The organism is Sphingomonas sp. J315, assembly GCF_024666595.1.
GTDB lineage: Bacteria > Pseudomonadota > Alphaproteobacteria > Sphingomonadales > Sphingomonadaceae > Sphingomonas.
Window position 1 is genome coordinate 1,632,931 of sequence record NZ_CP088296.1, and the last position, 23,575, is coordinate 1,656,505.

General features: G+C 66.4%; 17 protein-coding genes and 2 pseudogenes. 13 read left to right on the forward strand and 6 right to left on the reverse strand.

The genetic code is table 11. The features are described from left to right. Positions 1-6 precede the first annotated feature (6 nt). Together LRS08_RS08375 and LRS08_RS08380 are read left to right on the forward strand one after the other, a co-directional pair. On the forward strand, positions 7-489 hold the full coding sequence (locus LRS08_RS08375) for an RNA polymerase sigma factor (protein ID WP_257844093.1): 483 nt from the start codon (positions 7-9) through the stop codon (positions 487-489). Further along, positions 486-1,184 carry an anti-sigma factor family protein gene (locus LRS08_RS08380; protein ID WP_257844092.1) on the forward strand — a complete coding sequence of 233 codons (699 nt, stop codon included), beginning with the start codon at positions 486-488 and terminating at the stop codon, positions 1,182-1,184. The genes LRS08_RS08375 and LRS08_RS08380 overlap by 4 nt, the downstream gene beginning before the upstream one ends. Before the next feature lie 134 nt (positions 1,185-1,318). Here LRS08_RS08380 and LRS08_RS08385 read toward each other — a convergent pair whose 3' ends face one another. Both LRS08_RS08385 and pdxH read right to left on the reverse strand, forming a co-directional pair. Continuing rightward, positions 1,319-2,227 carry a cation diffusion facilitator family transporter gene (locus LRS08_RS08385; RefSeq protein WP_257844091.1) on the reverse strand — a complete coding sequence of 303 codons (909 nt, stop codon included), beginning with the start codon at positions 2,225-2,227 and terminating at the stop codon, positions 1,319-1,321. Then, positions 2,224-2,802: a pyridoxamine 5'-phosphate oxidase gene (gene pdxH / locus LRS08_RS08390; protein ID WP_257844090.1), complete on the reverse strand. Its 579-nt coding sequence runs from the start codon at positions 2,800-2,802 to the stop codon at positions 2,224-2,226. The genes LRS08_RS08385 and pdxH overlap by 4 nt, the downstream gene beginning before the upstream one ends. Before the next feature lie 120 nt (positions 2,803-2,922). On the opposite strand from pdxH, the gene LRS08_RS08395 reads away from it, so the two are divergent. The 7 genes from LRS08_RS08395 (at position 2,923) to LRS08_RS08425 (ending at position 12,585) form a co-directional block, all read left to right on the forward strand. Next, positions 2,923-3,852: a complex I NDUFA9 subunit family protein gene (locus LRS08_RS08395; RefSeq protein ID WP_257844089.1), complete on the forward strand. Its 930-nt coding sequence runs from the start codon at positions 2,923-2,925 to the stop codon at positions 3,850-3,852. 54 nt (positions 3,853-3,906) lie between these two features. After that, positions 3,907-4,707, forward strand: a complete 801-nt coding sequence (locus LRS08_RS08400; RefSeq protein WP_257844088.1) for an undecaprenyl-diphosphate phosphatase — start codon at positions 3,907-3,909, stop codon at positions 4,705-4,707. Between the two features lie 140 nt (positions 4,708-4,847). Further along, a complete protein-coding gene (locus LRS08_RS08405; RefSeq protein ID WP_257844087.1) occupies positions 4,848-6,305 on the forward strand; it encodes an NAD(P)-dependent oxidoreductase in 1,458 nt (485 codons plus the stop codon). Further along, positions 6,302-10,816, forward strand: coding sequence for a glutamate synthase large subunit (gene gltB, locus LRS08_RS08410; RefSeq protein WP_257844086.1), 4,515 nt, complete (start codon positions 6,302-6,304; stop codon positions 10,814-10,816). Before LRS08_RS08405 ends, gltB begins: the two co-directional genes overlap by 4 nt. A 56-nt stretch (positions 10,817-10,872) precedes the next feature. Next, positions 10,873-11,169, forward strand: coding sequence for a hypothetical protein (locus tag LRS08_RS08415; protein ID WP_260481561.1), 297 nt, complete (start codon positions 10,873-10,875; stop codon positions 11,167-11,169). A 49-nt stretch (positions 11,170-11,218) separates the two neighbouring features. Beyond that, entirely contained in the window at positions 11,219-11,887 is a 669-nt protein-coding gene (locus tag LRS08_RS08420) for a glutathione S-transferase family protein (protein ID WP_257844084.1), read from the forward strand. Beyond that, positions 11,884-12,585, forward strand: coding sequence for an SDR family NAD(P)-dependent oxidoreductase (locus LRS08_RS08425; RefSeq protein WP_257844082.1), 702 nt, complete (start codon positions 11,884-11,886; stop codon positions 12,583-12,585). The genes LRS08_RS08420 and LRS08_RS08425 overlap by 4 nt, the downstream gene beginning before the upstream one ends. On the opposite strand, the pseudogene LRS08_RS08430 reads toward LRS08_RS08425, so the two are convergent. From LRS08_RS08430 to LRS08_RS08445, 4 genes and pseudogenes are all read right to left on the reverse strand, one after another. Further along, positions 12,582-14,682: pseudogene (locus tag LRS08_RS08430) on the reverse strand (transglycosylase domain-containing protein). The gene LRS08_RS08425 and the pseudogene LRS08_RS08430 overlap by 4 nt on opposite strands. 84 nt (positions 14,683-14,766) lie before the next feature. Beyond that, complete coding sequence (locus LRS08_RS08435) at positions 14,767-16,815, reverse strand: S9 family peptidase (protein ID WP_257844080.1); 2,049 nt, start codon at positions 16,813-16,815, stop codon at positions 14,767-14,769. A 59-nt stretch (positions 16,816-16,874) separates the two neighbouring features. After that, positions 16,875-18,464: a serine hydrolase gene (locus LRS08_RS08440; RefSeq protein ID WP_257844079.1), complete on the reverse strand. Its 1,590-nt coding sequence runs from the start codon at positions 18,462-18,464 to the stop codon at positions 16,875-16,877. A gap of 150 nt (positions 18,465-18,614) precedes the next feature. After that, the gene (locus tag LRS08_RS08445) at positions 18,615-19,181 is read right to left on the reverse strand and encodes an HNH endonuclease (RefSeq protein WP_257844078.1); all 567 of its coding nucleotides are present in this window, start codon (positions 19,179-19,181) and stop codon (positions 18,615-18,617) included. Positions 19,182-19,384: 203 nt separating this feature from the next. Between LRS08_RS08445 and crtY the strand changes: the two genes are divergently transcribed. The 4 genes and pseudogenes from crtY to LRS08_RS08465 all read left to right on the forward strand — a co-directional run bounded on the left by crtY (position 19,385) and on the right by LRS08_RS08465 (position 23,549). Further along, positions 19,385-20,548, forward strand: coding sequence for a lycopene beta-cyclase CrtY (crtY, locus tag LRS08_RS08450; RefSeq protein ID WP_260481562.1), 1,164 nt, complete (start codon positions 19,385-19,387; stop codon positions 20,546-20,548). Next, positions 20,434-22,027, forward strand: a pseudogene (locus LRS08_RS08455) (phytoene desaturase); the annotation flags it as partial. The gene crtY and the pseudogene LRS08_RS08455, both read left to right, overlap by 115 nt. Continuing rightward, a complete protein-coding gene (locus tag LRS08_RS08460; RefSeq protein WP_257844075.1) occupies positions 22,024-22,605 on the forward strand; it encodes a TIGR00730 family Rossman fold protein in 582 nt (193 codons plus the stop codon). The pseudogene LRS08_RS08455 and the gene LRS08_RS08460, both read left to right, overlap by 4 nt. Further along, positions 22,602-23,549, forward strand: a complete 948-nt coding sequence (locus LRS08_RS08465) for a phytoene/squalene synthase family protein (RefSeq protein WP_374580561.1) — start codon at positions 22,602-22,604, stop codon at positions 23,547-23,549. The genes LRS08_RS08460 and LRS08_RS08465 overlap by 4 nt, the downstream gene beginning before the upstream one ends. Positions 23,550-23,575: the final 26 nt, after the last annotated feature.

The window sequence follows — 23,575 nt, forward strand, 5'->3', positions numbered from 1 at the left end:
AGAGACTTGCGTTTCGAGGAGCAGCTGCTCGACCTGCTACCACGTCTGCGACGGTTCGCGCACGCACTGGCGCGCGACGCCGCCGACGCTGACGATCTGTTGCAGGCATCGGTCGAGCGCGCGCTGCTCCGGCGCGATCAATGGCAGCCTGGGACACGACTGGATAGCTGGATGGCCCGACTGATGCGAAATCTTTGGATCGATACCGTCCGCGCGCAGACCCGGCGCGGCGAGACCTTCGTCCCGCCGGATGCCGGCGAGAGCGTCGGCGTTGGCGCGTCGCAGGAGGCGATGGTCGAGCTCGGCAATGTCGGGCGTGCGATGCGGACGCTGCCGCCCGAACAGCGCGAGGCGGTGGCGCTGGTCGTCGTCGAGGGTTTTGCCTATCGCGAGGCCGCCGAGATCCTCGAGATCCCGATCGGTACCCTGACCTCGCGGCTGGTGCGCGGGCGTGAGGCGCTGATGGCCAAGCTGGGAGAAGCGGCGTGACGATCGATCCCGAAATGCTGATGGCCTATGCCGATGGCGAACTCGACCCGCTCGCCGCAAAGCGCGTCGAGCGCGCGATTGCCGCCGATCCCGCGCTGGCGCAGCAGGTCGAGGCGCATCGCGCACTCATCACGTCGCTGCGCACGGCCTTCGCGCCCGTCGCCGATGCGCCGCCGCCGCACTCGGTCGTGGCGATGCTCGCGGAGTCGGCGCGCGTCGTCCCGCTTGCTCGCCCTTCAACCGCGCGCCGCGAGCGCCCGATCTGGATGGGCGCGGTTGCGGCCAGCCTCGTCGCCGGCCTGTTCGGCGGCGCGCTGCTGATGCCGCGCGGCGGCGAGGCGGGCATCGCGTTCGAACAGGGCCAGGCGATTGCGCGTGGCGACCTTGCCCGCGCGCTCGATACGCAGCTGGCCTCGAGCCAAGCGAGCGACGGGCCGGTGCGGATCGGGGTGAGCTTTCGCGACAAGGGTGGCACGCTGTGCCGCAGTTTCGAGCGCGCCGGTTCCGGCGGCATCGCCTGTGCGGCCGACAAGAACTGGCGGATCGAACGGCTCTATGGCGGGAGCGCGCAGGCGCAGACCGATTATCGCCAAGCCGGATCGGCAAGCGCTGCGATCATGCGCGACGCACAGGAGATGATGGCCGGCGAACCGCTCGACGCCGAGGCCGAGCGCGCGGCGCTGGCGGGGCGCTAGAGTTTGTTTCAGCAAAGCTGAAACGGTTGCGGCACCGGCCCGCTTCCCCACCCGGCCACCCATTTCATACTACCGCTGGGTGGCCGGGTGGGGAAGCGGGCCGGTGCCGCGATTCAGCGGAGCTGAATCCAACTCTAACCCTTCAGCTCATTCGCCTCGCGCAGCGGTTCGCCGGGGCGGTCGACCTGCCCCTCCGGATCGACATGGATCAGGATTTCGGTGCCGGGAAATTCGGATTCGAGCCGCAGTTCCAGCGCCTCGACCACATCATGCGCCTCCGCCACGCTCATCGTGGCAGGAACATGGATGTGGAACTGGGCGAAATCCTGCGATCCGCTGGTGCGGGTGCGCAGGTCGTGCAGGCTTTCGAAGCCGGGGATCGACGCGGCACAGGCGATGAAGGCGCGGCGCTTTTCCTCCGGCCATTCACGGTCCATCAGCTGGCCGATCGCGTCGCTTGCCGCGTGCCATGCGCCCCAGAGGAGCCACAGGGCAATGCCGATGCCGAACACCGGATCCGCGCCGCGCAGGTGCAGCACCGATTCGAGGACCAGAGCGGCGATCACGCCGGCATTGAGGAACAGGTCCGATTGATAGTGCAGCCGGTCGGTGCGGATCGCGATCGATCCGCTCGCGGCGATGGCGCGCGCCTGATAGGCGGTGAGCGCGAGCGTCACGCCGATCGCGATGACCGAGACGATGATTCCCGCCTCCGGATCGGCGGCGACATCGCCGCTCGTCAGCCGCTCGATCGCGCGGACCGCGATGAAGGCGGCGGAGGCGGAGATCAGCACCACCTGAAACAGCGCCGCCAGCGCCTCTGCTTTGCCATGGCCGAAGCGGTGATTGGCGTCGGCGGGCTGCGCTGCAATGCGTACCCCGGCCAAAGTGACCAGCGACGCGATCAGGTCGAGCAGCGAATCCGACAGGCTCGCCAGCATCGCGACCGACCCGGTGGTCCATGCCGCATAGCCCTTGAGCCCGCCCAGCAGCAGCGCCGCGACGACGCTGGCGATTGCGGCGCGGGTCGGCGTGGCGCTCATGGGTAGAGTAATCCTTCGTCCCAATGTTCGCCGTTGCGGACGAATAGGCGGCGCTCGTGCAGCCGATGGGCACGGTCGTTCCAGAACTCGATCCGCTCGGGCGTGACGCGATAGCCGCCCCAATGCGGCGGGCGCGGCACGTCGCCACCTTCGAACCGCGCCTGCATTTCGGCGAAGCGCGCCTCGAACGTCGCGCGGTCGGGCAGCGGGCGTGACTGGTCGCTGGCCCAGGCGCCGAGCTGCGAGTCGCGGCTGCGCGTTGCGAAATAGGCATCGGATTCGGCGTCGGCCACCCGTCCGACCCGCCCCTCGATGCGGATCTGGCGACGCAGCGACTTCCAGTGAAACAGCAATGCCGCGCGCGGGGTCGCGTCCAGCTCGCCCGCCTTGCGACTCTCGCGGTTGGTATAGAAAGTGAAGCCGTCCGGCCCATGCCCCTTGAGCAGCACCATGCGCAGCGAGGGCTGGCCGTCCGCGCCGACCGTCGCGAGCGCCATCGCGTTCGAGTCATTGGGCTCGGTGGTGCGCGCCTCGGCATACCAGACGTCGAACAGGGCGAAGGGATCGGTGATCATGGCGCCTCCATAGCGCTGTGCCGGTCGCAGCGGGAGGGGGTAGCGCCAATGCAGCATTGCCCTTTGGCGCGGTGCGCGGCATGGGGAAGGTCAGGGTTTCGACAATTTTTCGAGGGCGCGATGAAGGACAGGCTGGTGACGTTGATCGGCGGCGGCGGGTTCGCCGGGCGTTATATCGCGCAAAGCCTGCTCAAGGCGGGTGCGCGGGTGCGCATCGCCCAGCGCGATCCGCGCAGCGCCTGGTTTTTGAAGCCGCTCGGCGGCTTGGGTCAGACCCAGTTCGTCGCCGCCGATGTGACGCGCCCCGAGACGCTGGCGCGCGCGGTCGCCGGGTCGGACGCGGTGGTCAATCTGGTCGGGGTGTTCGGGAGCCGAATGGACGCGGTCAACGCGGTCGGATCGGACAATGCCGCAAAGGCCGCTGCCCATGCGGGCGTCGCGAGCTTCGTCCAGATTTCGGCGATCGGCGCCGATTCGAACTCGCCCTCCGCCTATGGCCGGTCGAAGGGCGATGGCGAGGCTGCAGTCCGCGCCGCCTTCCCCAATGCCACCATCCTGCGCCCCAGCCTGATGTTCGGGCGCGAGGACCAGTTCGTGAACCGCTTCGCCGCCCTCGCCGCGATGCTGCCGTTCGTGCCGGTGCTCAAGGGCGGGACGAAGATCCAGCCGGTATGGGTCGCCGATGTCGCGCAGGCGGTGACCCGCGCGATCGCCGAACCGACGCGCTATGCCGGCCAGACGATCGAGCTGGGCGGGCCGGACGTGATGAGCTTTACCCAGTTCCACAACTGGCTGCTCGGCGCGATCGGGCGCGACAAGCCGGTGGTCGAGCTGCCTGATGTCGCGGGTGCCGCACTCGCCTCGCTCGGCTTCCTGCCCGGCGCGCCGATCACCTGGGATCAGTGGCTGATGCTCCAGCAGGACAATGTCGCGTCGGGCGAGGGTCTGGCGGCGTTCGACATCGCGCCCACCCCGCTGGGCGCGGTCGCTCCGCACTGGCTGGTCCAGTATCGCAAACATGGCCGGTTCGCCGACGCGCGCCACGCCTGATCGCCATATCCGGCATAGTATAACGGCCGGCGCGCCCGGCAGGGGGAGCGCGCCGTGAGCGACATCGCCATCTACATCATCCTCGGCATTATCGAGGGACTGACCGAATTCCTGCCCGTATCGTCGACCGGACATTTGATCCTCGCAGGCGAGTTGCTCGGCTTTACTGGGGAAAGCTCGGTCGCGTTCAAGATCGCGATCCAGCTCGGCGCGATCCTGGCGGTGCTGGTCGCCTACTGGCGGCGCTTCTGGGGGATTGGCACGGGCCTGTTGCGCGGGGAGCGCGAGGCGATCTGGTTCACGCGCAACATCCTGATCGGCTTCCTCCCGGCGATGCTGATCGGCGCGGTCGCATATGAGGGGATCCGCCAACTGATCCAGTCGCCGATGACCGTCGCGGTCGCGCTGATCGTCGGGGGCATCGCGATCCTGGTCATTGAACGCATGGTCAAGGTGGTGAAGGTCGAGCGGGTCGAGACGATGCCGCTGCCTACCGCAGTCGCGATCGGGCTGGTCCAGTGCATCGCGATGATTCCGGGCGTCAGCCGGTCGGGCGCGACGATCATGGGCGCGCTGCTGATGGGGGTCGAGCGCAAGACGGCGGCAGAGTTCAGCTTCTTCCTCGCGGTGCCGACCATGGCAGGGGCGACCGTTTACTCGCTGTACAAGGATCGTGACCTGCTGAACGCCGACGATCTGGGCGGAATTGCCATCGGGCTGGGCGTATCGTTCATCGTCGCACTGCTGGTGGTGAAGGCGTTCGTGAAGATCGTCGGTCGCTTCGGCTTTGCACCGTTCGCTTGGTACCGAATCGCACTCGGTGCGGCGGCCATGCTGTTCCTTTCCGTTCGGTAGGGCCGGATCGGGTATAAGTTTGAAATGAAATTGCGCAACATTGAAACGATCGCGATTGTTACGATTTAGTATGACAGTATAACTGCCCTATTTCGCCATTTCCCCTCGACTCCGCAACAAAATGCTGTCATCCGCGCCGCATGGGCAAGGATGTGATGCTTCAATTCGTCGATCGTGCGCAGGCGTTTCCGCCCAAGCGCAATCCGGAACTGCGCGCGCAGGATTTTCGCGAGATTGCGGAGCGCTACGCGCCGCCGAGCGCCGAGGAGCAGGCCGGGCGCTGCTCGCAATGCGGCGTGCCTTACTGCACGGTGCATTGTCCGCTGCACAACCACATCCCCGACTGGCTGCGCCTGACCGCCGAAGGGCGGCTGCGCGAAGCCTATGAGCTGTCGAACAGCACCTCGACCATGCCGGAGATTTGCGGCCGCATCTGTCCGCAGGACCGGCTGTGCGAGGGCAATTGCGTCATCGAGTCCTCGGGCCACGGTACGGTCACGATCGGATCGGTCGAAAAGTTCATCACCGACACAGCGTGGGAAGAAGGCTGGGTCGAGCCGCTGCAACCCGGCCCGGCGCGCGGCCAGTCGGTCGGCGTGATCGGCGCGGGTCCAGCGGGTCTAACCGCCGCCGAATATCTCCGCGTGCTCGGCTATGACGTCCATGTCTATGATCGCCACGACCGCGCGGGCGGGCTGCTGACCTATGGCATCCCCGGCTTCAAGCTGGAGAAGCATGTCGTCACGCGCCGCACCGACCGGCTGGCGGCGGGCGGGATCGTCTTCCACCTGAGCTTCGATGTCGGCAAGGACGCAACGCTGGAGCAGCTGCGCCAGAAGCACGACGCGATCCTGATCGCGACCGGCGTGTACAAGCCGCGCGCAATCAAGGCGCCCGGCGTCGGCGCGAACGGCGTAGTCGACGCACTCGATTACCTGATCGCGTCGACCCGCAAGAGCTTTGGCGACAGCGTCCCGGCGTTCGAGGATGGCAGCCTCAATGCGGCGGGCAAGCATGTCGTCGTGATCGGCGGCGGCGACACCGCGATGGATTGCGTCCGCACCGCGATCCGCCAGGGGGCGGCATCGGTGAAGTGCCTGTATCGCCGCGACCGCGCCAACATGCCGGGCAGCCAGCGCGAAACCGCCAATGCCGAGGAAGAAGGCGTCGAGTTCGTCTGGCTCTCCGCCCCCGAGGCGTTCGACGGCGTCGATCAGGTGACGGCAGTGAAGGCTGTAGGTATGCGCCTTGGCGCCCCCGATGCCAGCGGTCGCCGCGCCCCCGAACCCGATCCCGACGCCAAGTTCGACGTCCCCGCCGATCTGGTGATTAAGGCGCTGGGCTTCGACCCCGAAGACCTGCCGGTGCTGTTCGACGCGCCCGAACTGGGCGTCACCCGCTGGGGCACCGTCCGCACCGATGCGCGCACGATGATGAGCAACCTCGACGGGGTGTTCGCCGCGGGCGACATCGTCAAGGGCGCGAGCCTGGTTGTCCAGGCGATCCGCGACGGGCGCGATGTCAGCGAGCGGATGCATGCGTGGTTGAAGGGACAGAAGGTCGCCGGCGCGGCCCGGAACAAGATGGAAGCAGCATGACCACCGAAACCCAGCGCGAACGCCTCGCCCGCGAGGGCATGTACCGCCCCGAGTTCGAGGGCGATGCCTGTGGCGTGGGCATGGTCGCGGCGATCGACGGACAGCCGTCGCGCCGCGTGGTGCAGGGTGCGATCGATGCCTTGAAGGCGGTGTGGCATCGCGGCGCGGTCGATGCCGATGGCAAGACCGGCGATGGCGCCGGGCTGCATGTCGATCTGCCGCTGCGCTTCTTTGACGATGCGGTGCTCGCCAGCGGGCATCGCGTGCTGCCCAACCGGCTTGCGGTCGGCATGATCTTCATGCCGCGCGTCGACCTGGGCGCGCAGGAGGCGTGCCGCACGATCGTCGAAAGCGTGCTGATCGACGCGGGCTACACCATCTATGGCTGGCGGCAGGTGCCGGTCGATGTCTCGGTCATCGGGCAAAAGGCGCAGGCGACCCGGCCGGAGATCGAGCAGATCATGATCGCCGGGCCGATGCCCGACGAACAGAGCGAGGCAGAGTTCGAGAAGAACCTCTACCTCGTTCGCCGTCGCATCGAAAAGCGGATCATCGCGGCGCAGATCAGCGGCTTCTACATCTGTAGCCTGTCGTGCCGCTCGATCATCTACAAGGGGCTGTTCCTCGCCGAGTCGCTGTCGGAATTCTATCCCGACCTGCGCGACGAACGCTTCGTTTCCCGCGTCGCGATCTTCCATCAGCGCTATTCGACCAACACCTTCCCGCAATGGTGGCTGGCCCAGCCGTTCCGCTGCCTCGCGCATAATGGCGAGATCAACACGATCCGCGGCAACAAGAACTGGATGCTCAGCCACGAGATCAAGATGGCGGCGACCGCGTTCGGCGAGCATTCGGAGGACATCAAGCCGGTGATCCCGGCGGGTGCGTCCGATACCGCCGCGCTTGACGCGGTGTTCGAGGCGATCTGTCGCTCCGGCCGCGACGCGCCGACCGCCAAGCTGATGCTGGTTCCCGAAGCGTGGCAGGCGATCGATGCGATGCCCGACAAGCATCTCGCGATGTACAAGTACCTCGCCAGCGTGATGGAGCCGTGGGACGGCCCCGCCGCGCTCGCGATGACCGATGGTCGCTGGGCCGTGGCGGGCGTCGACCGCAACGCGCTGCGCCCGCTGCGCTACACCCGCACGTCCGACGGGCTGCTGGTCGTGGGGTCCGAAACCGGGATGGTTCAGCTGGCCGAGGCGACCGTGGTCGCCAAGGGGCGGCTGGGGCCGGGCCAGATGATCGCGGTCGATCTCGAGGAAGGGCGTTTCTACACCGATGGCGAGGTCAAGGACCGCATCGCCGGGGAATATGATTACGCGTCGATGATCGGCGAGTTCATGGGGCTCGACGATCTGCCCGATGCGGCGGATGCGACCCCTGCATGGACCCGCGCCGAGCTGACGCGTCGCCAGGTGGCGGCGGGGCAGACGCTGGAGGATATGGAGCTGATCCTGTCGCCGATGGTGACCGACGCCAAGGAGGCGGTCGGGTCGATGGGCGACGATACGCCGCTTGCGGTGATCAGCGACAAGCCGCGCCTGATCAGCCAGTTCTTCCGCCAGAATTTCAGCCAGGTGACCAACCCGCCGATCGATTCCTTGCGCGAACGTCATGTGATGTCGCTCAAGACGCGGTTCGGCAATCTCGCCAACATCCTGGACACGGCGCAGACCGCGAACAAGGTGCTGGTGCTCGAAAGCCCGGTGCTGACCAATGGCGACTGGGCGCGGCTCAAGGGCTATTTCGGCAGCCAGGCGGCGGAGATCGACTATAGCTTCCCCGCCGGTGGCGGGCCGGAGACGCTCCGCGCCGCCATTGCCGATATCCGGCTTCAGGCCGAACAGGCGGTCCGCGCGGGCAAGACCGAGATTTTCCTGACGGATGAGGCCGTCGGCCCGGACCGCATCGCCATCGCCGGCGTGCTGGCGGCGGCGGCGGTGCACACGCATCTCGTGCGCAAGGGGCTGCGCAGCTATGCCAGCGTCAACATCCGCACCGCCGAATGCCTCGACACGCATTATTATGCGGTGCTGATCGGCGTCGGCGCGACCACGGTGAACGCCTATCTGGCTGAAGCCGCGATCGCCGATCGCCATGCGCGCGGCCTGTTCGGCGATATGACGTTCGAGCAGTGCCTGACGAACCACCGCAAGGCGATCGACGAAGGCCTGCTCAAGATCATCTCGAAGATGGGGATCGCGGTGATCTCCAGCTATCGCGGTGGTTATAATTTCGAGGCGGTCGGGCTCAGCCGCGCGCTGGTCAACGACTTCTTCCCCGGCATGCCCGCGAAGATCTCGGGCGAGGGCTATGCCTCGCTGCATCTGAACGCCCAGATGCGCCACGATGCCGCCTATGACAGCGCGGTCGCGACGCTGCCGATCGGCGGCTTCTATCGTCAGCGGCATGGCGGCGAGACGCATGCGTACTCGGCGCAGCTGATGCACACGCTGCAGACCGCGGTGTCGACCGACAGCTATTCGACCTATCTGCAATTCTCGCGCGGGGTGCGCGATCTGCCGCCGGTCTATCTGCGCGATCTGCTGGAGTTCAACTTCCCGACCGAAGGCGTTGCGATCGACCAGGTCGAGGCGATCACCGAGATCCGCAAGCGCTTCGTGACCCCGGGCATGTCATTGGGCGCGCTGTCGCCTGAGGCGCACGAGACGCTGGCGATCGCGATGAACCGCATCGGCGCAAAGGCGGTTTCGGGCGAGGGCGGCGAGGATTCGATCCGCTACAAGCCCTATGCCAATGGCGACAACGCCAACAGCTCGATCAAGCAGATCGCGAGCGGCCGATTCGGCGTTACCGCCGAATATCTCGGCGCGTGCGAGGAAGTGGAGATCAAGGTCGCACAGGGCGCCAAGCCCGGCGAGGGCGGGCAGCTGCCCGGGTTCAAGGTGACCGAGTTTATCGCCCGGCTGCGCCATTCGACGCCGGGCGTGACGCTGATCTCGCCGCCGCCGCACCACGACATCTATTCGATCGAGGACCTGGCGCAGCTCATCTACGATCTCAAGCAGATCAACCCGCGCGCGCGGGTGTGCGTCAAGCTGGTCAGCAGTGCGGGCATCGGCACCGTCGCGGCGGGCGTGGCGAAGGCGCATGCCGACGTGATCCTGGTCGCCGGCCATGTCGGCGGCACCGGCGCGTCGCCGCAGACTTCGGTGAAATATGCCGGGACGCCGTGGGAAATGGGGCTGTCCGAGGTCAACCAGACGCTGACCCTCAACGGCCTGCGCGGCCGCGTGAAGCTGCGCACCGATGGCGGCCTCAAGACCGGGCGCGACATCGTCATCGCCGCGATCCTGGGCGCCGAGGAATATGGCATTGGCACGCTCAGCCTCGTCGCGATGGGCTGCATCATGGTGCGCCAGTGCCACAGCAACACCTGCCCGGTCGGCGTGTGCACGCAGGACGAGCGATTGCGCCAGAAGTTCACCGGATCGCCGGAAAAGGTCATCAACCTGATGACCTTCATCGCCGAGGAAGTGCGCGAGATTCTCGCCAAGCTCGGCTGCAAGAGCCTCGACGAGGTGATCGGCCGCACCGAATTGCTCCGTCAGGTCAGCCGTGGTGCCGAGCATCTCGACGATCTCGACCTCAACCCGATCCTCGCCAAGGTCGACGCGGACGAGAGCGAGCGGCGCTTCAGCCTGTCGACCTGGCGCAATGCGGTGCCCGACAGCCTCGACGCACAGATCATCGCCGACGCCCGCGCGGTGTTCGAACGGGGCGAGAAGATGCAGCTCGCCTACAATGTCCGCAACACCCACCGCGCCGTCGGCACGCGGCTGTCGAGCGAGATCACCAAGGCGTTCGGCATGTCGAAGCTCAACGACGGTCACGTCCAGATCCGCCTGCGCGGATCGGCCGGCCAGTCGCTCGGCGCGTTCCTGTGCAAGGGCGTGACGCTCGAAGTGTTCGGCGACGCCAACGACTATGTCGGCAAGGGCCTGTCGGGCGGCACCATCGTCGTGCGCCCGCTGGTCAGCTCGCCGCTGGCCAGCCAGGACAATACGATCATCGGCAACACCGTGCTCTACGGTGCGACCTCAGGCCGGCTGTTCGCCGCGGGTCAGGCGGGCGAGCGCTTCGCCGTGCGCAATTCGGGCGCGCAGGTGGTGGTCGAGGGCTGCGGTGCCAATGGCTGCGAGTACATGACCGGCGGCGTCGCGGTGGTGCTGGGTGAGGTCGGCGCGAATTTCGGCGCGGGCATGACCGGCGGCATGGCGTTCATCTATGACGAAAGCGGCAGTTTCGACGCGCGCGCCAATGGCGAGAGCATCGTGTGGCAACGCCTGACCTCGCTGCATTGGGAGGCGGTGCTCAAGAACCTGGTCGCCGACCATGCCGAGGCGACCGACAGCAAATGGTCGCGCGGTCTGCTCGAGGATTGGGACCGGGTGCGCGGCCATTTCTGGCAGGTGGTACCGAAGGAAATGCTGACGCGGCTGGCGCATCCGCTGGATGACAGCGTGGAGATGGTCGCGGCGGAGTAGCGCTCGTGTTCCATGCTGATCGCCGAGAGATAGGCGCTGCGGTCGCAGTTGGCGGGATGCTGTGCCTGATCGCGGGGATGGCGTGGTGGCCGCAGCCAAGCCAGCAGGAGCCGCTACGCGCCACGGCAACCTTTGTGTCTGCGCGACCTTTCGTCGATGCCAACAAATACAGGAAGGCGATTGCTCGCCTGGCTATCTCGGTACGGCTGAACGATGGCAGCACCCTTGTGGTCAACCCAGCCGCTGAATGTGTCCCGACCTATCGCAAGGGGGACCGGCGGGAATTGATGGGCATTCACGCCAATGGCGGTCGCATTGAATGGAAGATCGCCAACGCTCGGTGCCAGGTCTGAGGCTTCTTCCCTTGCCGCCGCCACCCCGCGCCGCCTAAAGCCTTAGGTCATGTGGCAGCTTTACCAATTCCCCCTGTGCCCCTTCTCGCGCAAGGTGCGCCTCGTCCTCGGTGAGAAGGGCGTCGGCTATGAGCCGGTGCGCGAATCGCCCTGGGCCCGGCGCGACGAGTTTCTCGACATGAACCCGGCGGGCCAGACCCCGGTGATGGCCGACGATCGCGGGGTGGTGCTGATCGATTCGGTCGCGATCTGCGAGTTTTTCGAGGAGACGGTGAGCAAGGCCGCATTGCTCAACGGCACCGCGGCGGACCGCGCCGAAATCCGCCGATTGGTCGCGTGGTTCGACACGCAATTCTTCCGCGATATCACCGGGCCGCTGCTCAACGAGCGGATGATCAAGCGCATCGTCCAGCGCGCGACGCCCGACAGCGGCGCATTGCGGGAGGCGATGAAGGCGGCGGTCGCGCATCTCGACTATATCGATTTCCTGCTCGACCACCGTACCTGGCTGGGCGGCGCGACGATGAGCCTCGCCGATCTGGCGGCTGCGGCGCAGATCAGCGTTGCCGACTATCTCGGCGGGATCGACTGGAAGAGCCACGAACAGGCCAAGCGCTGGTATGTCGGGATGAAGAGCCGCCCGAGCTTCCGTCCGCTGCTTGCCGAGCGGATGGAGGGGATCAACCCGCCGGCGGATTACGAGAAGCTCGACCTGTGAGCGGGGGCAGCGCCGTGGTGATCGGCGCGACTGGCGGGATCGGAAGCGCCATTGCCGATGCGCTGGAGGAGGAAGCGGCGCACGCGAAGGTGTGGCGCTTCGGCCGATCGCTGGCGGGCGACGCGCATCTCGACCTGACCGATGAGGCCAGCATCGAAGCCGCCGCCGCGCGGGTTGCCGACGGTCCACCACCGTCGCTGATCTTCGTCGCGACGGGCATCCTTGGCGAGGGCGAGCGCGGGCCGGAAAAGGCGTTGCGCGATCTTGACCCAGACTGGCTGGCGCGCGTGTTCGCGATCAACACGATCGGCCCGGCGCTGATCGCCAAGCATTTCCTGCCGCTCATGGCGCGCACTGGCACCCCCGTGTTCGCCGCGCTGTCCGCGCGCGTGGGGAGTATCTCGGACAATCGGCTGGGCGGGTGGCACGGCTATCGCGCGTCCAAGGCGGCGCTCAACATGCTGATCCGCAATTTCGCGATCGACGCACGGCGACGCAACGACCGGTCGATCGTGATCGGTCTGCATCCCGGAACGGTGGATACTCAGCTGTCGGCACCCTTCCGCGGCACGATCGCGCCGGGCAAGCTGTTCGACGCCGAGCGCGCGGCGCTGCAATTGCTGGATGTGGTCGAGGGGCTCAAGCCCGGAGACAGCGGCAAGTGCTTCGCCTGGGACGGGGCAGAAATCCCCGCCTAAAACTCGTCCTCCAGAACCTGCTCCCGCCGCCGGTCGTCGCGTCGGCCACGGTCGCGGGGCTCCTCGAACTCCTCATCCGGCGCAGGATCACGCCGCGGGCGAGTCATTTCGATGCTGCCGTCGCGATTGACGCGCACGCCCAGTTCACGGCCGCCAAAGCTGCCCTCGAATTCGATCCCGTCCCCGATGAAATTCTCGCCATCCTCGATCAGGACGTCGGTTACGTTCTCGACCACCGGCTCGGGCCGCGGCCGCGCCGCGACGCCCAGCGCCTGGCTCATGAAATCGCGCCATACCCGCGCGGGCATGCCGCCGCCGGCGAGGCCCGCATTGGGGCTGTTGTCGTCATTGCCCATCCACACGCCGGTGATGATGCCGTTGGAATAGCCGAGGAACAGCGCGTCGCGATTGTCCTGCGTCGTTCCGGTCTTGCCGAAGGTGTCGATCGCCAGCGCCGCACTACGCCCGGTGCCCTCGGTCACCGTCGCGGCGAGCAGCTCGCGCATCCCCTCGAGCTCGGCACGCGAGAGCGACCGCGTCGCGCCGGTCAGCCGCGCCGCCCAGCCCGGCTCATCGGCGTCGGATAGACCGCGCGGGCGCACGGGTGTGGTGCCGCTGGCGATCGCGGCATAGGCGGCGGTCAGTTCGATCAGCGAAACGCTCGACGTGCCGAGTGCGATCGACGCCTCGCTGGGAATGGGCGAGGTGATGCCGAGATCGCGCGCGGCACGGATCACGGCGGCGACTCCGACCCGCTGGGTCAGCCGCGCGGCGGTGACGTTGCTCGACCGCGCAAAGGCCTCACGCAGCGTGATCGGGCCGCGATAGCGCCCGTCGCTGTTCTTGGGACTCCAGTCGCCGATCGTCACCGGCTCGTCGCGCACGATCGAGTCAGGGGTCATGCCCGAGCGCAATGCGGCGAGATAGACGAACAGTTTGAAGGTCGACCCCGGCTGGCGCTGCGCCTGGGTCGCGCGGTTGAAAGGCGACTCGGCGTAATTCTTGCCGCCGACCATCGCGATCACGCGGCCATCGGGGCGCATCGCAACGATCGCCACCTGCGCCTTGCGCAGACCCGCATTGCGCACCGCGCGTTCGGCGGCGCGCTGCATCTTCGCCTCCAGCGTGGTGGTGACCGTCGTGTTGGTTACGATCTCGCCCGAGCGGTCGCGCGCTTCGGGCAGCACCCAATCAGCGAAATAGGTGCCGCTGGGCAGCGTCTTGACCCTGGACAGGCGCAGTCGCGCGGGCTGCACCGCCTTGCCCTCCGCCTCGGTAAGAAAGCCGGCATCCACCATCGTGCCTACGACCACCGCCTGCCGCTCGCGCGCGCCGGCAAGATTGGACGAGGGGGGCGAGCCGTGAGGGCGCCTTGACCAGACCCGCCAGCATCGCCGCCTGCGCCACGGTCAGATCGGCCGCGGGGCGGCTGAAATAATGGCGCGCGGCCGCATCGAGGCCGTATTGATTGTCGCCGAAATAGACGTTGGACAGGTAGCGCGAGAGGATCTCGTTCTTGGTCAGCCACGCTTCCAGCCAGAAGGAGATCAGCACCTCCTGAAACTTCCGCCCGAAGGTGCGGTCGGAATTGAGGAAGGCGTTCTTCGCCAGCTGCTGGGTGATCGTGCTGCCACCCTGACGGCTGTTGTCGGTGAACATGTTGTTGACGAAGGCGCGCATGATGCCGCGCGGATCGACCCCCCAGTGGGATTCGAAGCGGCGATCCTCGACCGCGACGAACGCCTGGACGACATGGTCGGGCAGCTTCGACGCATCCACCGGCTTGCCCACCACCGCACCGGTGCGCGCAATCGGCGTCCCCTCCGCCGACAGCAAGGTAATCGAGGGCGGGACCGGCGGTTCGAGCGACTTGCTGAGCGGTGCGGTCAACACCAGCCAGGCGACGGCGGCGATGAACAACAGGATCGCGATGCCGATCAGCCGCGGGATCCAGCGCCACTTCCGCTTGCGGACGATGACCGGCAAATTGACGGTATAGTCGCCCAGCGGCGGCGCGCCGCCCGCCATCGCGGGCCGGGGCGGGACAGCAGGACTGCGTGGGTCCGAAATCTCGGGATAAAGGGTGTCGTAACGCATCGGACCGGACACTGTATTAGGCCCTTACGACAGCACGGGCAAGCGCCCGCCATGCGCGCCGGTGCGGCATGGCGGGCGCCCGGCTCATTTCGCCGCAGCCGGCTTGGGAGCGGCTGCCGCAAGACCCGGCACATAATCTGCGCCTTCGAGCACCTGGATGCTCGACCCGGTAAAGTCGCCGATCGGTTCCGCCCGGCCGCCAAGGCATTTGGACAGGAACCCTTCGCTGATCGCAAAGAAGGACAGGCGGTTTTCGGGCCGGACAAAGCCATGCCCCTCGTCGGGATAGTTGATGTACGTGACCGGCAGCTTGCGTGCCTTCATCGCCGCGACGATCTGGTCGCTTTCGGCCTTCACCACGCGCGGATCATTGCCCCCCTGCCCGATCAGCAGCGGTTTGGTGATCGCGTCGACGCGGGTGATCGGCGATTGCGCCATCATGCGCTTCAGATCCTCGGGCTTATTGGGGTCCCCGATATGCTTGTAGAAGGTCCCCTCCAGGATCGGTCGCCAGTACGGCGGGAAGCTCTCCATCAGCGTCTTCAGGTTCGACGGGCCGACGATATCGACCCCGCACGCGAACCGGTCCGGCGTGAAGGTCAGGCCGACCAGCGTGGCATAGCCACCATAGGAGCCGCCCATGATCGCGACCTTGTCCTTCGACGTCACGCCCCGCGCGATCGACCAGTCGACCGCGTCGATCAGGTCCTGGTGCATCTTGCCCGACCATTCGCCGATCGCGGCGTTGACGAAGCCCTTGCCGAAGCCGGTCGAGCCGCGGAAATTGACGCTGAGCACCGCATAGCCGCGATTGGCGAGCCACTGGTGCGCGCTGTTGTATCCATAGCCGTCGCGCGCCCATGGGCCGCCATGGACGAACAGCACCATCGGCACGGGCTTGTCCGCCTTGCCGTCCTTGTTGGCGTCGGCGCCGGGCGGAAGCGTGAGGTAGCTGACCAATGTCTTGCCATCGCCGGTCGGGATCTCGACCGGCCACATCGGCTGGAGCGCATAGGCCGACAGGTCGGGTCGCGTCTCGTAGAGCTTGGTCAGGCTCTTCGCCTTGCGATCATAGATATAGGCGGCGGCCGGTCGCTCCGCCGCGCTCGCCGCGACGATCAGTTTCGACCCGTCATCGGTCGCAGACATGATCGACACTTCGCCGGGCAGCTTCGCCTTGAGGAAGTCGAGATCCGTCTTTGCCTCCGCATTGAGCGGGGTCCATTCGTTCTTGAGATAGTTCACCGAATAGGCGATCGGCTCATAGCTCTCGGGGTCGGTCAGCAGCCCCTGAATGTCGGCCTTTTCGCTCGCCGCGATCACCTCGCTCTTGAGTGTTTCGGGGTCCATCTTGATCAGTGCCGCCTTGTCGCGACCCCGACTGTCGACCCAGTAGAGCGCGGTGCCGTCCTTGTTGAACCCGATCGGCGCGGTGGTGAAGAAATCCTCGTTCGCCACCGTCATCACCTCGGCCCATTTGCCGTCGGCACCCAAGCGGAAATATTTGCTCCCGCCACCCGGCACCTGCTGGAATGCGAAGCGGGGTTTGAGCTGATTGTCGGTGACCCAGCCGCCATAGCCGGGGTTCTCCATCACCAGCTTGCTCTCACCAGTCTTGTAGTTGACCTCATACAGGTCGAAGAACTGCGGGTTGCGGTCGTTGAGGCCGATCAGCACGACATCGGGGCGCAGCTTGCTCACCCCCTGGATCTGCGCGCGGACCTTGTCCCCCGCCTTGGTCAGCGCGGTATCCTTGAGCGTCGCGATATCGACCGAATGGACGCGGAAATTCTCGTTCCCGCCGCTGTCCTGAAGATAGATAATGTGCGCGCCATCGGGTGCCCAGAAATAGCTTTGCAGTCCGCGCTTGCTCTCCTTGGTAACCGCCTTCGCCGCGCCCAGGTTGCCGATCGGCGCGACCCAGACATTCATCACGCCATCGACCGGCGACAGCCAGCTGACATGCTTGCCATCCGGGCTGATCTGGCCCCCGGCGCGGCTGGGGTTCCCGAAGATCTTGTCGCGCGGGATCAGCGTGTCCGCGCCCGATTGCGGCGCGGGTCCGGCGGTGGCGGCGCTTCCGGCGGCGAGCAGGGCCGCGCCCGAGAGCAATGCGATCGTGAGTCGTTTCATGGCTTTCCCTCCATTGGTCCGACCAAGATAGTGCCGCCGTGTATTATTTCAATAATACACTACTCCGCGACCGGCACGAAGTTCAGGTGGTGGAAGTCATAGCTGAAATCGGCGAGCGGAGAGAGCGCCTTCATCGTCACGCCCGTCACCTTGCCATTTGCGGTGGCAAAGGTGACGACCGCGTCCTCGCCCTTGCCCGGCACCATCCGGGTGCGGAACGCGTCCGTTCCCCATGGATCGAGGCGGCTGGCGAATTGCGGATGGGGGGCGAAATCGATGTGAAGCATGCCGCCGCGTTCGCGAACCACAATGTCGCCATACCAAGGGTCGCGGTAGCGCCCGGCATAGGCGGCCAGTGGCAGGCTGGGGCCGCCGGCCGGCCGCTGCGCGTCGCCCTCACCCATCGCCGCGACCGCGCTTTCGATGGCCAGCTTGTTGCGGGCTACGTAGTTGGCAACCCAGTCATAGGCGGGGATGCCGAGCAGATGGTCGAGAATCGCGTTGCGGATACCGCCCGACACGCTGTCTTCGGTGTTGCTGAGCACCGCGACGCCAATTCCCGCTGAGGGGATCAGCGCGGTCTGGGTCACCTGACCCGAAAGGCCGCCCGAATGGCTGATCAGGCGGCGGCCGCGATAATCCTGGACGAACCAGCCCAGCGCATAGCCCTGCATGATCGAGCGCACGGGATTGAGGTCGGTGGGGCCATCGCTCGACGCCACCACCACCTGCGGCGACCACATCGCCGCCGCGCTCTCGGCGCTCCACAGGCGCTTGCCGTCGGGCAGCGCGCCGAGCGCCAGCTGCACGTCCAGCCATTTGGCGACATCGGCGATGCTGGCGTTGATCCCTGCCCCGGCATCGACCACGGGCGATTCATCGGGTTCGATCACCGTCATCGGCCCGACCCCGCGTACCGGCGGCCCCAGCCGCGCGTGTCGGCCTGCGACGTTGGTCGTCTTGAGCAGGTCGAGCGAGGGCACCGCATCGGCCATGCCGAGCGGCTCCAGCATCCGCGTGCGGATGAAGTCGCGCCAGCTCATCCCGGACTTGGCCTCGATCAGCGCGCCGGCGACGATGTAGAGGATGTTGTCGTAATCATAGCCGCCCCGGAACGGGCGCACCGGCTGAAGGAACTGCAGTGCGCGGATCGCATCCTGCGCGGTGCGATTGGAGCGCGGGAAATAGAGCAAATCGCCCGCCCCCAGCGGAAGCCCCGAGCGGTGAACGAGCAGGTCGCGGACGTTGAACAGGCTGGTCACCGCCGGGTCGGCCATCTTGAAGTCGGGCATATGCTGGGTGAGCCGGTCGTCCCAGCCGAGCTTGCCCTCCTCGACCAGCATCGCCAGTGCGGCGGCGGTGAACGCCTTGCTGTTCGACGCGATGCCGAACCGGGTGTGGACATCGACCGGCGCGGGGCGGCCCATGGTGCGCACGCCATAGCCCTTGAGCCAGACGGGCTGCCCCTTGCGCACGATCGCCACCGCGATGCCGGGAGTCTCGAACGCGCGCATGAAATTTGCGACGATGGGGTCGATCGTCGTATCGAGCGATGCCGCCTGCTGTGCCCAGGCGGGAAGCGCGAGGCTCGCCGCGCCGCCGATCCCTAGCGCCAGCGCCGCCCGCCGATCGACCGTCAATCCTGTCATCTGTCCCACCCCATACTCGTCACCCCGGCCTTGTTCCGGGGTCCACTGTGCGGCACGCGCATCGCAAGAGCCTAGAAGACCGACCTTGCCGCCCGGTGGACCCGGGCACAAGGCCGGGGTGACGAGAGCGTCAGCACCAATGATGAAGCGTTACGCCTCGAGCTCGACGTCCCAATAGAGCCAGTCGCGCCAGGTATCGTGGAGATAATTGGGCGGGAAGCGGCGGCCATGTTCCTGCAGCTGCCAGCTGGTCGGGCGGATCGGTGCCATGAACAGCGGCATCGCCGCCTGTTTCGGCGTGCGCCCACCCTTTTTGAGGTTACACGGCGCACAGGCGGTCGCGACATTCTCCCATGTCGTGCGCCCGCCCTGCGCGCGCGGGATGACATGATCGAAGGTCAGATCGCGGTGGCTACCGCAATATTGGCATTCGAACTTGTCGCGCAGGAACAGGTTGAACCGGGTGAATGCCGGGAATTGCGACGGTCGCACATATTGCTTGAGCGCGATAACGCTGGGCAGCTTGATGCGCGCGGTGGGGCTGCGCACCTCGCGCTCATAATGGCTGACGATATCGACGCGATCGAGGAACACTGCCTTGATCGCTGTCTGCCACGGCCAGATGCTCAGCGGATAATAGGAAAGCGGCGTGTAATCGGCATTCAGGACGAGCGCCGGGCACCCCTGCGGATGTCGGATCAGATCGGGATGGTACATGGTCCCCCTCTCTTGCCGCTCGTCGGTCGCGACCGGGGCTTATTCGCCGCGAGCCGTGACATCGCTATGACAGCACGGCGCGCGACCTCGTGGTCAAGGGCCGGTTTGCGCGGGACTGTGAACAAATGGCGGTGAGACAGAAAGACGGGTTTCCGCCACGAGCGGGGCTTTTACCGTGCGCAGCGATCCGCTAGGCGGCGGCGATGCCAGCGATCATCCATTGCGACGTTGCCATTGTCGGAGGAGGTTTGGCGGGGGGGCTGATCGCGCTCGCATTGCGGCGCAAGCATCCTGCGCTCGACATCCGTCTGATCGACGGCGGACGCAATCTGGGCGGCAACCACCTCTGGTCCTTCTTTGCCAGTGATGTCGCACCTGCCGACCGATGGCTGGTCGCGCCGCTGATCTCCTATGGCTGGACCAGCTATGACGTCCATTTCCCCGCGCACGCACGCACACTGAAATCACCCTATTACTCGATCGAGTCAGAGCGGTTCGATCAGGTCGTGCGCGCCGCGATGCCCGCGGACGCGGTGATGACGCGGCGCAAGGTGCTGGGTGCCAGTGCGCGCGCGGTCGTGCTGGCCGATGGCGACCGGATCGAGGCGGGCGGCGTGATCGATTGCCGCGGTCCCGGCGACCTCGGTAAGCTCGACCTGGGCTGGCAGAAATTCTTCGGGCGAGAGCTGACGCTGGCCGAGCCTCACGCGCTCAAGCGCCCGGTCATCATGGACGCCACGGTCGCGCAGATCGACGGCTATCGCTTCATGTACGCTTTGCCCTTCGCGGCGACACGGCTGTTCCTTGAGGACACCTATTACAGCGACACGCCCGAGATCGACGTTGCCGCCTGCGCCAAGCGGATCGACGCATGGGCCAGCGCGCGCGGGATCATGGTCGAGGCTGCGACGCGCGAGGAAGCGGGGGCCCTCCCGGTGGCGATGGGCGGCGATTTCGAGGAATATTGGAAATCGGGCGGCAATCGCGTCGCCAAGGGGGGAATGCGCGCCGGGCTGTTCCATCCGGTCACCGGCTATTCGCTGCCCGATGCGGTGCGGCTTGCCGCACTGATCGGCAATGCACGCGACCTGTCGGGCGCAGCGTTGCACGACCTGACCTATGGCCACGCCCGGCGGATATGGCGTCAGCGCGGATATTATCGCATGCTGTCCGCGATGCTGTTTCGCGCCGCCGAGCCGGCCGAGCGCTATCGCATCCTCGAACGATTTTATCGACTGGACGACGGGCTCGTCGCCCGCTTCTATGCCGGTCAGTCCAGCATATTCGATCGCGCACGCGTTCTCGCCGGCAAACCGCCGGTGCCGGTCAAGCGCGCACTCGCCGCGATCAGGGGGTCAAGCAGATGAAGCGTGCAGTGGTGATCGGGGCGGGGTTCGGCGGACTGGCACTTGCCATCCGCCTGCAGTCCGCGGGCGTCGATACGATCGTCATCGAGGCCCGCGACAAGCCGGGCGGGCGCGGATATTATTGGGAAAAGGACGGGTTTGTCTTCGATGCCGGCCCCACCGTCATCACCGCGCCGGAAGCGCTGGAGGAATTGTGGGCGCTGACCGGGCACCGCATGGCCGACGATGTCACGCTGGTTCCGGTCTCGCCCTTCTACCGCCTCAACTGGCCTGACGGCACCAGTTTCGACTACACCAATGACGATACGCTGCTGACGAGCGAGATCGCCAAGCTCGATCCGGCCGACATCGCCGGATACCGCCGCTTCCTCGACTATTCGGCCGGCGTGTACCGCGAGGGCTATGAGAAGCTCGGCCATGTCGCGTTTCTCGACTTCACCTCGATGGTGAAGGCCGCACCCGCGCTCGCCAAATATCAGGCGTGGCGCAGCGTCTATTCGATGGTCTCGACCTTTGTGAAAAACGAGAAATTGCGCGAGGCGCTGTCGTTCCACACCTTGCTGGTCGGCGGCAATCCGATGACCACCAGCGCGATCTATGCGCTGATCCACAAGCTGGAGCGCGACGGTGGCGTGTGGTTCGCCATGGGCGGCACCAACCGGCTGGTCGCGGGGATGGTCCGGCATTTCGAGCGCCTCGGCGGGAAGCTGGTGCTCGGCGACGGCGTCGAGGAGATCGAGACGCTGGGCGAGCGCGCCACCGCCGTCCGCACCAAATCGGGCGCGCGGTTCGAGGCGGATATGGTCGCCAGCAATGCCGACATTGTCCACAGCTACCGCGACCTGCTCAAAAGCTCGCGCAGTGCCCAGCGCACCTCCGCCAAGCTTGAACGCAAGCGCTTCTCGCCGTCGCTGTTTGTCGTCCATTTCGGGATCAAGGGTACCTGGCCCGGCATCCCGCACCACATGATCCTGTTCGGCCCGCGCTACAGGGAACTGCTCGCCGACATCTACGATCATGGCGTGCTGAGCGAGGATTTCTCGCTCTACCTCCACCACCCCACTGTCACCGACCCGTCGATGGCGCCCGAGGGGCATTCGACCTTCTACGCGCTCGCCCCCCGTGCCGCATATCGGCAAGGCACCGGTCGATTGGGAACAGGTCCGCCCGGTGCTCGAAAAGCGCATCCTCGACGAAATCGGTCGTCGCCTGATCCCCGACATCCACGACCGGATCGTCACCAAATTCAGCTATGCACCCACCGATTTCCGGCACGACCTCGCCGCGCATCTGGGGAGTGCATTCAGCCTTGAGCCGATCCTGACGCAGAGCGCCTGGTTCCGCGCGCACAACCGCGACGATTCGATCGAGAATATGTATTTCGTCGGTGCCGGAACCCATCCCGGCGCAGGCATTCCCGGCGTGGTCGGCAGCGCCAAGGCGACCGCCGCGCTGATGCTGGAACAGGAGCAAGCGTGAAGCGCCTCGCCATCTATTGCGGCTCCGCCACCCCGGCGGACCCGGTCTATATCGAGAACGCCCGGTTCGTCGGCCGCACGCTTGCCGAGCGCGGAATCGGCGTCGTCTATGGCGGCGGGCGGTTGGGGCTGATGGGCGCGATTGCCGATGCGGCGCTGGAGGCGGGCGGCGAGGTGATCGGGGTGATCCCGCAGGCGCTGGTCGATGCCGAGGTTGCGCATCGCGGCTGCACCGAACTGCACATCGTGCGAACCATGCACGAGCGCAAACAGGCGTTCACCGACCTGTCCGACGGCTTCATCACCCTGCCCGGCGGAACCGGGACGATGGACGAATTGTGGGAAGCGATGAGCTGGGCGCAGATCGGCTATCACGCGAACCCGGTCGGACTGCTCAACGTCGCGGGCTATTATGACGGGCTGATCGAATTCGTGGCGAAGATGGGCGAAGTCGGATTCCTCCGCCCGCAGCATCAGTCGATCCTGATCATCGACGATGATCTCGACGCGCTGCTGGCGAAGATGGCGGCGCATGTCCCGACACAGACGGTGGGGCAGATCGGCAGCAAGGACCTGTGACCCTGCCAACGCCCAGCCGCGAGTCGGTGGTGGCGGCCGCGCGTGAGAGCATCGCCAAGGGTTCGAAGAGCTTTGCTGCGGCGAGCAGGTTGTTCGACCCGCAGACCCGCGAGCGCGCCTGGCTGCTCTATGCCTGGTGCCGCGCGTGCGACGACATCGCCGACGGGCAGGAACTGGGCCATGACGCACAGGTCGTCGCGGACCCTGCCGCCGCCCTCTCGCGCATCCGCACGCTGACCGACAAGGCGCTGGCGGGCGAACCGACCGGCGAGATGGCGTTCGAGGCGCTGCGCATCGTCGCCGCCGAAACGCGCATGCCGCACCGTTTCGCGCATGATCTGGTCGAGGGGTTCGCGCTGGACGCCAAGGGCTGGTTTCCGCGTTCCGAGCACGACCTGATGCAATATTGCTACCATGTCGCCGGCGCGGTCGGATGCATGATGGCGGTGGTGATGGGGGTCGATCCAGAGGACGACGCGACGCTGGATCGCGCCTGCGACCTCGGCCTCGCCTTTCAGCTCGCCAATATCGCGCGCGATATCGAGGCGGATGACCGCATCGGTCGTTGCTACCTGCCGATGGACTGGCTGGTCGAAATGGACATCCCGCCGGGCCAGCATCTGAAGCCGCCGTTCCGCCAGCGCCTCACGGTCATGGCACGTTGGCTGGGTGAGTTCGCCGCTGCACATGAGGAAAGCGCGCGGCTGGGCACCCCCGCGCTCGGATTTCGCTCGGCCTGGGCCGTGCTCGCAGCGACGGGCATTTATGGCGGCATCGCGCGCGAGGTGATAGCGCGCGGCGATCATGCCTGGGATCATCGCGCGGGAACGAGCAAGGCTACCAAGATCGGCTGGATCGTTCGCGCTTTCGGTCAGGCGCTGATGCGGCACCAGCTCTACGCACCAAAGCCGCGCTCACCCGATTTGTGGACGCGCCCGCGTTAACCGCGCCTCTTCACCGACTCGCAAGG

Coding starts and splice junctions, on each gene's coding strand:
- LRS08_RS08385 (WP_257844091.1), bottom strand. CDS start 2,227: ATGAGCGCCACGCCGACCCGCGCCGCAATCGCCAGCGTCGTCGCGGCG.
- pdxH (WP_257844090.1), bottom strand. CDS start 2,802: ATGATCACCGATCCCTTCGCCCTGTTCGACGTCTGGTATGCCGAGGCG.
- LRS08_RS08395 (WP_257844089.1), top strand. CDS start 2,923: ATGAAGGACAGGCTGGTGACGTTGATCGGCGGCGGCGGGTTCGCCGGG.
- LRS08_RS08405 (WP_257844087.1), top strand. CDS start 4,848: ATGGGCAAGGATGTGATGCTTCAATTCGTCGATCGTGCGCAGGCGTTT.
- gltB (WP_257844086.1), top strand. CDS start 6,302: ATGACCACCGAAACCCAGCGCGAACGCCTCGCCCGCGAGGGCATGTAC.
- LRS08_RS08415 (WP_260481561.1), top strand. CDS start 10,873: ATGCTGTGCCTGATCGCGGGGATGGCGTGGTGGCCGCAGCCAAGCCAG.
- LRS08_RS08420 (WP_257844084.1), top strand. CDS start 11,219: ATGTGGCAGCTTTACCAATTCCCCCTGTGCCCCTTCTCGCGCAAGGTG.
- LRS08_RS08435 (WP_257844080.1), bottom strand. CDS start 16,815: ATGAAACGACTCACGATCGCATTGCTCTCGGGCGCGGCCCTGCTCGCC.
- LRS08_RS08440 (WP_257844079.1), bottom strand. CDS start 18,464: ATGACAGGATTGACGGTCGATCGGCGGGCGGCGCTGGCGCTAGGGATC.
- LRS08_RS08445 (WP_257844078.1), bottom strand. CDS start 19,181: ATGTACCATCCCGATCTGATCCGACATCCGCAGGGGTGCCCGGCGCTC.
- crtY (WP_260481562.1), top strand. CDS start 19,385: ATGCCAGCGATCATCCATTGCGACGTTGCCATTGTCGGAGGAGGTTTG.